General features: G+C 58.3%; 12 protein-coding genes. 6 read left to right on the forward strand and 6 right to left on the reverse strand.

Annotation, left to right across the window (positions count from 1 at the left end; genetic code table 11):
- The first annotated feature begins 139 nt into the window (after positions 1–139).
- Both fadE and ONZ54_RS14920 read left to right on the forward strand, forming a co-directional pair.
- Positions 140–2,596: an acyl-CoA dehydrogenase FadE gene (fadE, locus tag ONZ54_RS14915; protein WP_059168589.1), complete on the forward strand. Its 2,457-nt coding sequence runs from the start codon at positions 140–142 to the stop codon at positions 2,594–2,596.
- Between the two features lie 165 nt (positions 2,597–2,761).
- On the forward strand, positions 2,762–4,279 hold the full coding sequence (locus ONZ54_RS14920) for an HD domain-containing phosphohydrolase (RefSeq protein WP_021137880.1): 1,518 nt from the start codon (positions 2,762–2,764) through the stop codon (positions 4,277–4,279).
- Between the two features lie 79 nt (positions 4,280–4,358).
- Here ONZ54_RS14920 and ONZ54_RS14925 read toward each other — a convergent pair whose 3' ends face one another.
- Positions 4,359–5,615: a TIGR03503 family protein gene (locus tag ONZ54_RS14925; RefSeq protein ID WP_058395004.1), complete on the reverse strand. Its 1,257-nt coding sequence runs from the start codon at positions 5,613–5,615 to the stop codon at positions 4,359–4,361.
- The gene (gene dnaQ / locus ONZ54_RS14930; RefSeq protein WP_021137882.1) at positions 5,612–6,346 is read right to left on the reverse strand and encodes a DNA polymerase III subunit epsilon; all 735 of its coding nucleotides are present in this window, start codon (positions 6,344–6,346) and stop codon (positions 5,612–5,614) included. Before dnaQ ends, ONZ54_RS14925 begins: the two co-directional genes overlap by 4 nt.
- Positions 6,347–6,421: 75 nt before the next feature.
- On the opposite strand from dnaQ, the gene rnhA reads away from it, so the two are divergent.
- On the forward strand, positions 6,422–6,886 hold the full coding sequence (gene rnhA / locus ONZ54_RS14935) for a ribonuclease HI (RefSeq protein WP_058395005.1): 465 nt from the start codon (positions 6,422–6,424) through the stop codon (positions 6,884–6,886).
- On the opposite strand, the gene ONZ54_RS14940 is transcribed toward rnhA, so the two are convergent.
- Positions 6,874–7,596, reverse strand: a complete 723-nt coding sequence (locus ONZ54_RS14940) for a class I SAM-dependent methyltransferase (RefSeq protein WP_005309825.1) — start codon at positions 7,594–7,596, stop codon at positions 6,874–6,876. The two genes, rnhA and ONZ54_RS14940, sit on opposite strands and share 13 nt — an antisense overlap.
- Before the next feature lie 71 nt (positions 7,597–7,667).
- On the opposite strand from ONZ54_RS14940, the gene gloB reads away from it, so the two are divergent.
- Positions 7,668–8,432, forward strand: a complete 765-nt coding sequence (gene gloB / locus ONZ54_RS14945; RefSeq protein WP_021137884.1) for a hydroxyacylglutathione hydrolase — start codon at positions 7,668–7,670, stop codon at positions 8,430–8,432.
- A gap of 69 nt (positions 8,433–8,501) precedes the next feature.
- The gene (locus tag ONZ54_RS14950; RefSeq protein ID WP_087756020.1) at positions 8,502–10,049 is read left to right on the forward strand and encodes a LysM peptidoglycan-binding domain-containing protein; all 1,548 of its coding nucleotides are present in this window, start codon (positions 8,502–8,504) and stop codon (positions 10,047–10,049) included.
- Between the two features lie 85 nt (positions 10,050–10,134).
- Here the strand turns inward: ONZ54_RS14950 and ONZ54_RS14955 are convergent, their stop codons facing one another.
- Positions 10,135–10,980 (reverse strand): endonuclease/exonuclease/phosphatase family protein, encoded by an 846-nt coding sequence (locus ONZ54_RS14955; protein WP_011898910.1) that lies wholly within the window; start codon positions 10,978–10,980, stop codon positions 10,135–10,137.
- Positions 10,981–11,091: 111 nt separating this feature from the next.
- On the opposite strand from ONZ54_RS14955, the gene ONZ54_RS14960 reads away from it, so the two are divergent.
- On the forward strand, positions 11,092–11,316 hold the full coding sequence (locus ONZ54_RS14960) for a hypothetical protein (RefSeq protein ID WP_034523267.1): 225 nt from the start codon (positions 11,092–11,094) through the stop codon (positions 11,314–11,316).
- 6 nt (positions 11,317–11,322) lie between these two features.
- Here the strand turns inward: ONZ54_RS14960 and yciA are convergent, their stop codons facing one another.
- Together yciA and ONZ54_RS14970 are read right to left on the reverse strand one after the other, a co-directional pair.
- Positions 11,323–11,721: an acyl-CoA thioester hydrolase YciA gene (gene yciA / locus ONZ54_RS14965; protein ID WP_005309782.1), complete on the reverse strand. Its 399-nt coding sequence runs from the start codon at positions 11,719–11,721 to the stop codon at positions 11,323–11,325.
- A gap of 149 nt (positions 11,722–11,870) precedes the next feature.
- A complete protein-coding gene (locus tag ONZ54_RS14970; protein ID WP_271786547.1) occupies positions 11,871–12,683 on the reverse strand; it encodes an NAD-dependent epimerase/dehydratase family protein in 813 nt (270 codons plus the stop codon).
- Between the last annotated feature and the right edge of the window lie 6 nt (positions 12,684–12,689).

The following is a 12,689-nucleotide window of genomic DNA, read 5'->3' on the forward strand; positions in this document are numbered from 1 at the left end:
GTGAAGGTAACGAGCTTGTAAACAGCTTGATAAGTTTGTGCGTATGAATTACAACAGGGGCCATATCCAACAGGTCAGACCTCTGGATCAGTTAATCTACTGCTTAGCCAACTTCGGCAACTCATGCAAGGAGCGAAAAATGACGACGACCCTCACTCTGCTCGGGGTGATCCTGGTGATCGGCGCCATGGCTTATCGCCGGGCGTCTCTGTTCACATCCACGCTTGCCACGGCCGCCGCCCTGGTCGCTGGCACCCTCTATGGCCATGTCCCCCTGCTGGTGTGGGCACTGTTCGCCGTGATTGCCATCCCCCTCAACCTGGTGGATTTTCGCCGCAATCAGCTGACCAAGCCGCTGTTCAAGATCTACAAGTCGATCATGCCGGAGATGTCCCGCACCGAGAAGGAAGCCATCGAAGCCGGGACCACTTGGTGGGAAGCAGACCTGTTCGCCGGCAACCCGAACTGGAAGAAGCTGCACGCCATCCCGGTCAGCGTTCTGTCAGCCGAAGAGCAAGCCTTCATGGATGGCCCGGTTGAAAACGTCTGCCGCATGGTCAACGACTGGGAAGTGACTCACGAGCGGGCCGATCTCTCCCCCGAGGTATGGCAATACCTGAAGGACAACAAGTTCTTCGCCATGATCATCAAGAAGAAATACGGTGGTCTGGAATTCTCCGCCTATGCCCAGTCCTGTGTGCTGCAAAAACTGTGTGGCGCCAGCGCCGTGCTGGCCTCAACAGTAGGCGTCCCCAACTCCCTCGGCCCGGGTGAACTGCTGCAACATTACGGCACCGATGAGCAAAAAGACCACTACCTGCCCCGCCTGGCGGTAGGCAAAGAGATCCCCTGCTTCGCCCTGACCAGCCCGGAAGCGGGTTCCGACGCCGGCTCCATTCCCGACTTCGGCATTATCTGCAAGGGTGAATGGGAAGGAGAAGAGGTGCTTGGCATGCGCCTGACCTGGAACAAGCGCTACATCACGCTCGCCCCTATTGCTACCGTGCTGGGTCTGGCCTTCAAGCTGCGCGACCCGGATCACCTGCTGGGTGACGAAGAGGAGCTGGGCATCACCTGTGCCCTGATCCCGACCCACATCAAGGGGGTAGAGATAGGCCGTCGTCACTTCCCGCTCAATGTGCCGTTCCAGAATGGTCCGACCCGTGGCGACAATGTGTTTGTACCGCTCGACTTCATCATAGGTGGCCCGGCCATGGCCGGTCAGGGCTGGCGCATGCTGGTCGAATGCCTCTCGGTTGGCCGCGGTATCACGTTGCCCTCCAACAGCACGGGCGGCGTCAAGATGCTGGCCCTGGCGACCGGCGCCTACAGCCGCATCCGCCGCCAGTTCAAGCTGCCCATCGGCAAGATGGAAGGCATTGAAGAGCCGCTGGCCCGTCTCGGTGGCAACGCCTACATAATGGGCGCTGCCGCCAACCTGACAGTGACCGGTATTGATCTGGGGGAAAAACCCTCGGTCATCTCCGCCATCGTCAAATACCACCTCACCGACCGTGCCCAGAAGTGCATCATAGATGCCATGGACATCCACGGCGGCAAGGCCATCTGCATGGGCCCGAACAACTATCTGGCCCGTGGCTATCAGGGTGCCCCGATCGCAGTGACAGTAGAAGGGGCCAACATCCTGACCCGCAGCATGATCATCTACGGTCAGGGCGCCATCCGCTGCCACCCCTATGTCCTGCCGGAGATGCTGGCAGCCAGCCATCCGGACAAGGAGCAGGCGCTGAAGGATTTCGACAAAGCCATGTTCAGCCACGTCGGTTTTGCCATCAGCAACCTGGTGCGCAGTTTCTGGCTGGGCTTGACCGGTGCTCGCTTCGCCGCAGCCCCTTACAAGGATCAGACCAAGGGCTATTACCAGCAGCTCTCCCGCCTCTCGGCCAACCTGGCCTTCCTGTCAGACATGGCCATGGGCACCCTGGGTGGCGAGCTCAAGCGCAAGGAGCGCGTCTCCGCTCGCCTGGGCGACGTGTTGAGTCAGCTCTATCTGGCCTCAAGTGCCCTCAAACGCTATCAGGATGAGGGTCGTCAGCAGGCGGATCTGCCACTGCTGCACTGGGCACTGCAAGATGCGATGTTCAAGGCGCAAGAGGCTATCGACGAGCTGCTGCGCAACTTCCCGAACCGCTGGATTGGCCTTGCGCTGCGCGTCATAGTGCTGCCCCTTGGCCGTGACATGAAGCGCCCGAGCGACAAGCTGGACCAGCAAGTAGCTCGCCTGCTGCAAACGCCGAGCGAGACTCGCAGCCGACTGGCACAGGGTCAATACCTGACCCGCGAAGAGGGCAACCCCTTCGGCTTGCTGGAACAGGCGCTGGATGACGTGCTGGCAGCCGAACCGCTGTTTGACAAAGTATGCAAAGCTGACGGTATCAAGCGTCTGTTTATGCAACTGGACAAGGTGGCGGATGCGGGTCTGGCGCTCGGTGTGCTCAACCAGAATGAGGCCGACTTGCTGCGTCGCGCCGAAGAGAGCCGCCTGCGAACCATCAACGTCGATGATTTCGACCCCATCGACCTGGTTGCCAACAAGACCCTGTTCGAACCATCGGCCTATCACAGAGCAGCCTGATACACAGAAAACGAACCTGACGCCTCCCATGTGGAGGCGTTTTTTATGGACCTGGATCACGATGACAACAAAGAGATTTCACAGATCAAATTTTATTTCTCAATAAGTTTCCTATCCTTAGTGAAGCAGTTAATGTAAGCACAGGATCCCAAACAGGATTGCATGATGGATGACCAAATCCTGATTATTGACGATGACGATCTGCCCCTTCAGGAACAGCAGCAAGCTGGATGGAAGGTGATGATTGTGGATGATGAGCCCGAAGTGCATCGCATCACCAAGATCACCCTGAGCAAGTTTGAATTCGATAACAAACCCATTGAATTTTTGCATGCTTATTCAGCTGCCAAGGCCAAGGAGTTGCTCGCCAAGACCCCGGACGTAGCTTTGTTGCTGCTCGACGTGGTCATGGAAGTCGATCACGCCGGTCTCGATGTGGTCAAATTCGTGCGCGAAGATCTGCAAAACAAGATGGTGCGCATCGTGCTGCGAACCGGGCAACCGGGGCAAGCGCCGGAAGATGATGTGGTCACCAACTACGACATCAACGATTACAAGGACAAGACAGAGCTCACCTCCCAGAAGCTGCGCACCCTGCTGCGGGCCAGCCTGCGTTCGTACCGCGATATTCGCACCCTGGAGAGCAATCGCCAGGGACTGGAAAAGGTCATTGAGGCTTCCAAGGGGATCTTCGAAAAACGGGCGCTACGCCAGTTTGTCGAGGGCGCGCAGGAACAGCTCAGCGCTCTGCTCAATCTGGAAGAGTCCCAGATCTATGACGTGAAGCAGCTTGCCTATGAGGTGAGGGATCAGATCCTGGAGCCTCTGCTGCCCGGCCATCCATCCGTGCGGCTTGTCGATGCTCCTGCTATTTTGCGTCAGGCCATGACCAATCGCGCCAACGTCTATGATGGCAACCAGATGGTGCTCTACTGTCAGAACCCCCGCCATCACCTGTTGTTTCACATCGAAACCACCCGTCAGCTCAGCCAGATGGACATGGGGTTGCTGAGCCTGTTTACCGAAAACATCATAGTGGCGCTGGAGAACATCCGGCTCAACGAGGTGATTGCAGATAACCAGCGCGAGATCATCTATCGCATCGGCGAGCTGGTGGAAACCCGCTCCAAGGAGTCCGGCCTGCACGTCAAGCGGGTCGCCCTCTACACTGAGCTGCTCTGCCAGCTGCTTGGCATGAGCGAGGAGCAGAGCGAGCTCATCAAGCGCGCCTCTCCTCTGCACGATATCGGCAAGGTCGGGGTCCCGGATGCCATTTTGCACAAGCCAGGCAAACTGACCCCGGAAGAGTGGGAGATCATGAAGACCCATGCCCAACTGGGGCAGGACATGCTCTCCGGCAGCGACCTGGCCCTGTTCCAGATAGGTGCCACCATAGCCGGTAACCACCACGAAAAGTGGAATGGCAGCGGTTATCCCCGCGGTCTCAAGGGAGACGATATTCCGCTGGAGGGACGAGTCGTGGCGCTGGCCGACGTGTTTGATGCTCTCGGGTCGGATCGCTGCTACAAGAAGGCGTGGCCGCTGGACAAGGTACTGGCGCTGATAGAAGAAGAGAAGGGACAGCACTTCGATCCCCAACTGGTGGAGCTGATGCTGGCCAATCTGGACAAGTTCCTCGAGATCCGCGATCAGCACAAGGATATCTACGTCGGGGATCATTGACCCCTTTCACACCCGTGCACCAACTGCCGCATATAAAAAAGCCGCCTCAACAGGCGGCTTTTTAGTGAAGGCCTGCTCGTTACTGTTCGGGCAGGTTCAGGTCTAGCTTGGCCTCGGGTTTGGCCCCTTCGCTTTCGGCCTTGTGCGCGGCCATCGCTTTCTTCATCGCACGGCGCTTTTGCAGCAAGATGAATCCCACCCCGCCGAGCAGGACAACCAGTATCCCAGCCCCGCCTAGCAACCATATCAACCAGCCGCTGCTCTCTTTTTCCTCAAATTTGACCTGGGTCGGAACCGCAACCGATGCCACAGGTGTAACCGGAGGGGGAGCCGCCTGCACGGGGAAAATATTGAACGATTTGACCGGCAGTATGACCTGGATCTCGCGGCCCAACCGGGTTGTCCCAAACAGAGTCGCACTCACCTCATATTGACCAACCGCCTTGAGCGCCGACAGATCCACTTCGACTTTGAACCCGGTCGCCACAGCACTGAAAGGCAGACTCTCATTGGTCGTGTTCATCGCCTTGCCTTTGACGACCACGGAGGCGGGATCCAGCTCATCGCCGTCGATCAAAAAAGAGAGCCGGGCACCAACCTCTTGTGACGGGGGCGTCAAGGTGAAGTTGACGGGGAGCGGATAGACAAGGACATCCTGAGACCTGGCCCGGGAGAAGACCTGATTGCCGGTGCTGTACAAAGCCCGATACTTGCCGGCTGGAACATCGAGCAGAGCCTCGGCGGTCATGACGCCATCTCCCGGCACCTCGTCGAGCCCCTTGCCATCATCAAGGTAGTGGCCAAGCACTTCATCCAGAATGGGCTCACCCTGCTGGGTATCATCGTTGAAACGCTGCAACTTCACCGTCATGCCGAGATCCGTGAGGTAATACCCGTCTTTGGGCGGCGCATCGTCAATCAACAGCCAGGATTTGAGTTTGATCACCTCCCCTTGATAGAGCTGGGTCGGCAACTGCTCGGTTTCAAGCTTGATGTTCGACAGGATCCGCACCCGATTGTCAGGGTCTACCTCGCCGATGGCCTGCCAAGGACCCGGCATGGGATCACGAATGGTGATGAGATCATGATCCTTGAGCGCCAGCCAGCCCACCTCGGGTGGTGTGACCTTGCCGACATAGAGCTTGCTGCCATCGGGACGCACCAGTATCACGGAGGAGGTGCCCGGCTTGCGCGTCACGATGAAGGTAATCTCCTTCACGCCATAATCGATGCGAAAGCGATTATCGAGCAGGGGAATGTCAGAGGGGGCAAACACCTCGTTGGCCGTGACCGTCAATGAAGTCAACAGCAGCAGGCCACTCCATAGCTTGCTCATTGCCGCCACAGGCAGGCACCTCCCTTCTTCTGGACCAGGTCTAACCTGGCCTCGTGCACCGCTTCGATATCGGCGCCGGCGCGCACTACCTTGAGCGGCGGACGATTGCTCTCCAGTCGACGAATGCTGGTGTCCTGATTGCGCTCGCTCTCACTGCTTTCGGTGGCCAGGTTCAGCTTGGTCTGGCCACCCGTCATCAGCAGGTAAACGTCAGCCAGGATCTCCGCATCGAGCAAGGCGCCGTGCAGGGTGCGGTGAGAGTTGTCTATGCCATAGCGATCGCACAGCACATCCAGGTTGTTACGCTTGCCCGGGAAAAGATCCCGCGCCATCGCCAGGGTATCCGTGATGCTGCAGATATCCCTGGTTTTGAAGTTGAGCCCGAGCTTGCCGAACTCATAGTCCATGAAGCTCACGTCAAAGGGGGCGTTGTGGGCGATAAGCTCGGCGCCACGAATGAACTCGATGAAATCGTTGGCGATCTGGCTGAATGAGGGCTTGTCCGCCAGGAAGGCATCCGTGATGCCATGCACCTGGATGGCCTCGGGATCCACTAGCCGATCCGGTTTGATATAGACGTGGTAGTGATTACCGGTCAGCTTGCGGTTGATCACCTCCACACAGCCAATCTCGATGATGCGGTGTCCCAGATAGATGGGGCCACCGGCTGTGTTCATACCTGTGGTTTCAGTATCCAGAATGATCTGGCGATTCAGTTGGGGTGTGTTCATGATCCAATCTATGTCAAACTTCGGCCTTACCCGCTAGTTTACCCCAAGACTCACGCTAAAAAAGATCGATTGCTCATGTTAAAACACATTGATTTATACACGGATGGTTCCTGCCTCGGTAATCCCGGCCCGGGTGGCTATGGCGCCGTCCTGGTCTATGGCGATCACCGCAAGGAGATTTCTGGCGGTTTTCGGTTGACCACCAATAACCGGATGGAGCTGATGGCCGCCATCATGGGGCTGCGCACCCTCAATGCCGCCTGCCAGGTACGGCTTACCACCGACAGCCAGTATGTGCGTCAGGGGATCACCCAGTGGATCATCGGCTGGAAGAAGAAGGGGTGGATGACCTCAAATCGTCAGCCGGTCAAGAACGTCGATCTCTGGAAAGAGCTGGATGCCGAAGTGGCCCGCCATCAGATCGAGTGGCTCTGGGTCAAGGGGCACTCGGGTCACCCCGAGAACGAACGCTGCGATGAACTGGCGCGCGATGCCGCCAGCGGCAAGGAACTCGCCGAAGACATCGGCTACCAGCCCTGACGTGCCATGCCCGGTGCCGCTATCGACTCAGGCAAACGCCAGCGACGACGCACCGGGATGAGCGGAAAACGCCGTTTGCGCGCCGCTATTACATAGACGGATGCAAACGGTCTGCAGTAATCCCGCCCCACACTCTCCCGCCACCAGCCGATCCGGCTCTGTTTGCCCATGAACGAATAGCCGAAGCGTTCGTCAAACATCACCTCACAACCGAGCAGTTGCAACCAGTCGGTGACCCGTGCCGGGGTGAACATTCGTGCCGACCAGGGCAGACGTTGGCGCAGGAAAGGCAGACAATGACCAATACCGACCAGACTGAGCGGGTTATAGCCGCTGACGATGAGCCAACCATCGTCAGTCAGCACCCGCTCTGCTTCACGCAGTACCTGGTGGGGATCGGGCGAGAAGTCGAGGCAATGGGCAAGCAGACAGGCATCCACACTGCCGGTGCGCACCGGCAAGGCCAGCGGATCGCCCTTGATATCCAGCAAGCGGCCACTGGTCGCCACCCCTATCTGGTGACGAATGGAAGAGCAACCGCAAGAGAGCTCGGCGCTCAGAGCGCCCACTTTAAGCAGATGATAACCAAAGAGATGTGGGCACCAGCTATCGAGCCGCTCCTGGATCTCGGCAGCCACCCAGTCCCCCATGGGTAACGCCGACCAGCTGGTCGGGACCTCGATTTGTTGTTCGGTACGTGCCAACTGCATAATGGGGCTCAACTTGGGGTGCGAACGCCATCCAGTTATATAAGATACCCTCCCTAAAGAGAAGCTAACTCATGTATACCGTTATCACAGTTCCTGCCTTTACCGACAATTACATCTGGTTGATCAGACACGAAAATCACTGCTTGGTGGTCGACCCGGGCGATGCGGCCCCCGTGCTGGATCGGCTGGCTGCACTGGACTTGCAGCTCGATGCCATCTTGCTGACTCACCACCACCAGGATCATGTGGGCGGCGTCACTGCCCTGCTCAAGCATTTCCCCCATGCCAGATTGTATGGCCCCAAACATGACCCCATGCCCGATCACCATGGCCAGTGGCTCGATGACGGGGATCAGATCAACTGGCATGGTTTGAGCCTGGATGTCATTCATGTGCCCGGTCATACCCATGGCCATATCGCCTACCACGGCCATGGCATGCTGTTTTGCGGTGATACGCTCTTCTCCGGCGGTTGCGGTCGCCTGTTCGAAGGCACCCCGGCCCAGATGCATGACTCGCTGCAGCGGCTTGCGGCCCTGCCCGACGACACCCTCATCTATTGTGCCCACGAATACACTCTCTCCAACCTGCGCTTCGCCTACGCAGTCGAGCCCGACAACAAGGCGATCCAGCAGCGGATCGGCATGATCAGCAAACTGCGCCAGCAGGGCCTGCCGAGTCTCCCTTCTCGCCTGGGCGATGAGCGCGATTTCAACGTTTTTCTGCGTTGCGAGCAGGATTCCGTGAAATTTTCTGCTGAAAAACACGCCTTAAAATGCTTGGAAAATCCAGAGGATACCTTCGCCGTCCTGCGCAGCTGGAAGGACGTTTTTTGAACGAACCTTGATCAGGGGGCCATTGCCCCTTATGATGCCAGCTGTTTTTCAAGAGATGACCTGAGCGAGATGAAGGTACGAACGGCCTTATTGGCGGCGCTGTTTCTCAGCGGCTGCCAAAACCTGAGCCATCAGGATGACCGGGCGCTAACGGCAATCGAGCCGATCAAGTCCCCCCAAGTCAACAAAAAAGCGTATAAAAAACATTCGACGCGCTTCCTGTTCGGTGACGAACAGATCGACGCACTGGATGACACGGATAACCTGTGGGTGCGTATCAGCGATGATATGCAGTTTGAACCACAGGACAATGCCCGTGTCAGCCAACAGCGTGATTGGTTACTGCGCAACGATAAGCATCTGGCGACCATTGCCAGCCGGGCTGAGCCCTACCTGTATCTGATGGTAGAGGAAATCGAACGGCGTGAGCTGCCAATGGAGCTTATTACCATTCCCATGATCGAGAGCATGTTCGATCCCCACGCCCGCTCCCGCAGCAATGCGGTCGGCCTGTGGCAATTCGTGCCTGCGACCGGCAAGAACTTCGGTCTGCGCCAGGACAGCTGGTATGACGGCAGACGCGATGTATTGGCCTCCACCAATGCCGCGCTGGATTACCTGGAATACCTGAACCGCTTCTTTGATGGCGACTGGCTGCAAACTCTGGCTGCCTACAATGCCGGTGAAGGGCGCGTGCGAAACGCCATTGTGCGCAACCAGAAGGCCGGTCGTCCCACCGATTACTGGTCTCTCGATCTGCCGCGCGAAACCCGGATGTATGTCCCCAAGATCCTGGCGATGGCTGACATGATCCGCAATGCGGACAACTACAATGTCACCCTGCCGGTACTGGCCAACAAACCGCAGCTGCGGGTGGTCAATACCGGAGGCCAGATCGACTTGAACGTGGCTGCTCAGCTGGCGGGCTTGCGTCCGGCTCAGCTGAAAGAGGTCAACCCGGCCCTGAGCCGCTGGTCGACGTCTCCCCAGGGCCCCTATCGGTTGCTGGTACCGGTCGAATATGCCGATACCCTGGAGCTGGCGCTGGCCGATCTGCCACAGAGCGAGCGTATACGCACCCGCTCCTATCAGGTCACCAGTGGCGATACCCTCTCCCGCATCGCCCAGAACAACGGGGTGAGCGTGCAACAGCTCAAGTTGGCCAACAACCTGCGTGGCAACAATCTGCGCCGTGGCCAGACCCTGATGATCCCGACCGGCAGCAGCAAGTCTGTTGTCAGTCCGGCCGTTCAGAGCAAGCCGCAGCAAGTCGCCAAGCGCAGCGGTGGCAAGCTCCAGTACAAGGTGCGTTCCGGTGACAGCCTCTGGAGCATCAGCCAGGCTCACGGGGTCAATCATGACGAGCTGGCAAAGTGGAACGGTCTCAATGCCAAATCGTCCCTGAAACCCGGCATGAAGCTGGTGATCTGGCCCAAGCAGGGCAAGAGCAGCAACAAGTCCATGGTCTATCAGGTACGCCGCGGTGACTCCCTCTCCGCCATTGCGGCCCGTTTTCAGGTAGCCGTAATGGATGTGATGCGCTGGAATCAGCTCGGCAAGAGTGACAACCTCAAGCCGGGTCAGGAACTGACCCTGTTCGTGAAAAACAGCAGCTGATTGTTCACCACTCCATAAAAAAACACCCCGCCAAGTGCGGGGTGTTTTTTTATCGGGTCTGGCTGCTCCTATCCGGGAACATCCATCAGGGGGTGATGGCCTGGGCCGAAAAGCGCGCCATGATGGGATTGTGATCTGAGGCATCGGTGGCCGGGCTGCTCACTTCCACCAGATCCAGATTGCGGTAATAGAGATGATCCAGCGGACGGCCAAATGCGGTACGGCGCAGATCCGGCACAGGAATGGCTTCCTGCAACCCCAGCTCCCCCACCAGCTTGTTCAACCAGAATTCCCGCTTGTCGCTCCAGGTGTTGAAATCCCCGGCCAGAATGACGGGCCCCTGATGACGGCGAATGAGAGCCGTCAGGTCATTAAGCTGTTCACGGAAGGTGGCCATGCCCAGTTCGAAGTTGACTGCATGCAGGTTTACCACCAGCACACCGTCAGGATCGCCCTGCAAGGGGTACAGGCTGACCAGACCAGATTTTGGAATGCGTAGCAGAGGCTCGGGGGAACGAACGCCGCAGACGAAGGCCTGTGGCGTTTTGGCGACCGTCATGACGCCAAATGAAACGCCGCCCTGAGTAAAGGCTTGCAACTGTTGCCACTGAAACTCACCGGCCTTGAGCCAGTCCAGCATGTCCGGACGGGTCGCCGACTCCTGCAACAACACAAGATCCTGGGATTTGGCATACTCGTCCAGCCCCTCGCGCCAGTTTTTACGCTGACCCTTGTAGAGGTTCCAGACTGTGATGCCAAACTCGCGGGGCAAGGCGGTGGAGGCCAGCGCCACCAGTGGCGGCTTCTGACAGTTGACGCCGGGAATGATGCCCTGCGCCGTGATCATATGATCCTGATCCGGTACCTCGAAACAGCCAACCAACCCCAACGTCAACAGCGACGTACCCAGAATGCGATAACTATTTTTCATTGGCTAACAACCACCTGCCTCTGCATTGTGTCATGACCATCACAAACGTCACCGCTGCCGACTAGGCTCATAGCTCGTGTCCGGCCCGGCTCATCCAGAAGGAATTCAACGATGGCGAGACAGCACCAGTACCGCGTGACATTTTATGATCAACAAGGAAATTGTCATCAAGTAGAGCTTTCCACCGTCTATCAGATCAGACGGGATCCCCAGTGCGATCTCTGCCTGTTCGACACCGAGCAGTGTGTCGGCTCGGAAGAGATGCTGGAACGCATGATACGGCAAAAAACCGGCTTTGAGCAGGAAATATCCATCATCAACGCCCGACTTGTCTGAGCCGGATCAGACGGGTACCGGACGGGATTTACCCTGCTCGTCGATGGCAACATAGGTGAAAATCCCCTCGGTCACGCAGTAACGTTGAGCCTCGTTTGCACGCAGCACCGGCTTGACCCAGACCTCCAGCTTCAGACGCATGGAGCTGCGGCCAATCTTCAGGCAACGCCCGTAGCAACACACCACATCACCGACCTTGACCGGGCTGTGAAAGGTCATGCCTTCGACGGAAACGGTACAAATACGTCCTTTTGCCAGCTCCTTGGCCATGATGCCCCCACCTATATCCATCTGGGACATGATCCAGCCCCCGAAGATATCGCCATTGGGGTTGGTATCGGCTGGCATCGCCAGGGTTCTCAGCAACAGTTCCCCGTCAGGGTGACGTTTTGTATCTACCATCATTACCGCTCTCTCTATCATGAATGGCGGCATGATAGGGGGCGAGCCCCGCCTTGGCAAACCTCAATTGCCCTGCGTTCTCAGCCAAAATGGGCCTTTGGAGCCGCATGTTACCCGGCAGGGAAACACAATTGAACGAAGGCTAGGCAGCCTCAGTGACCCAGTGCGGCCTGCTCGGCAAACCAGTGGGCCGGATCGGGCCAGCGGTAGCTAAAACCGAGGCGCAGGCAGATAAGCTGGCCCTCGATGGGGGCAAAGGTCCCGGCTGGTTCGATGAAGCTGGGTGCCGGCAAACCGAGCAGGCGAGCCGCAAATGGATAGAACTGCTCGCGGCGCGGATGCACGGGAGCGCTCAGGTTATAGGCATCCCCGTTCTCTGCGTGCGCCAGCATCAGCTGACAGGCCGCCACCACATCATCCAGATGCACCAGGTTTACCGCTTGGGCTCCGCCATCGAGGGTCTTGCCCGCCAGAAAACGACCGGGATGGCGATCCGGGCCGTAAAGACCGGCGGGGCGCAGCACCATGGCGCACTCAAAACCGGCGGTCAACACAGCCTGCTCGGCAGCGAGCATTCGCTCCCCTCTGGCGTGGCCGGGTCTGGGCTGCTCCCCTTCCCCCTGCCCTGGCGCCCATACCGAAGTGGCGCTGACGAACAGCACTCTCTGCACACCCGCAGCTTTTGCCAGCTGGCATAGCCGGGCGATGGCCGCAGGGTAATCCTCCGTCTTGCTCGGTGGTACGCAGATCACAAGCTCGCGGCAGACCAGCGGCAAGACATCCAGCCGGGCCGACAGCTGCAGTGGCCAGGCCTTCACGCCTTCGGCGGTCAAGCGCTCGGCCTTCTCGGCCGAGCTGACCGTCACTACCACGGCCTGGCCTTGCGCCTGCAACGCCAGCGCCAGCGGCAACCCCAGCCAACCGGCTCCCACTATTCCCGTCTGGTTCCTGCATTCTGTTGTCATTGGCAA

The organism is Aeromonas salmonicida (assembly GCF_028355655.1).
GTDB classification, from domain to species: Bacteria; Pseudomonadota; Gammaproteobacteria; order Enterobacterales; family Aeromonadaceae; genus Aeromonas; species Aeromonas salmonicida.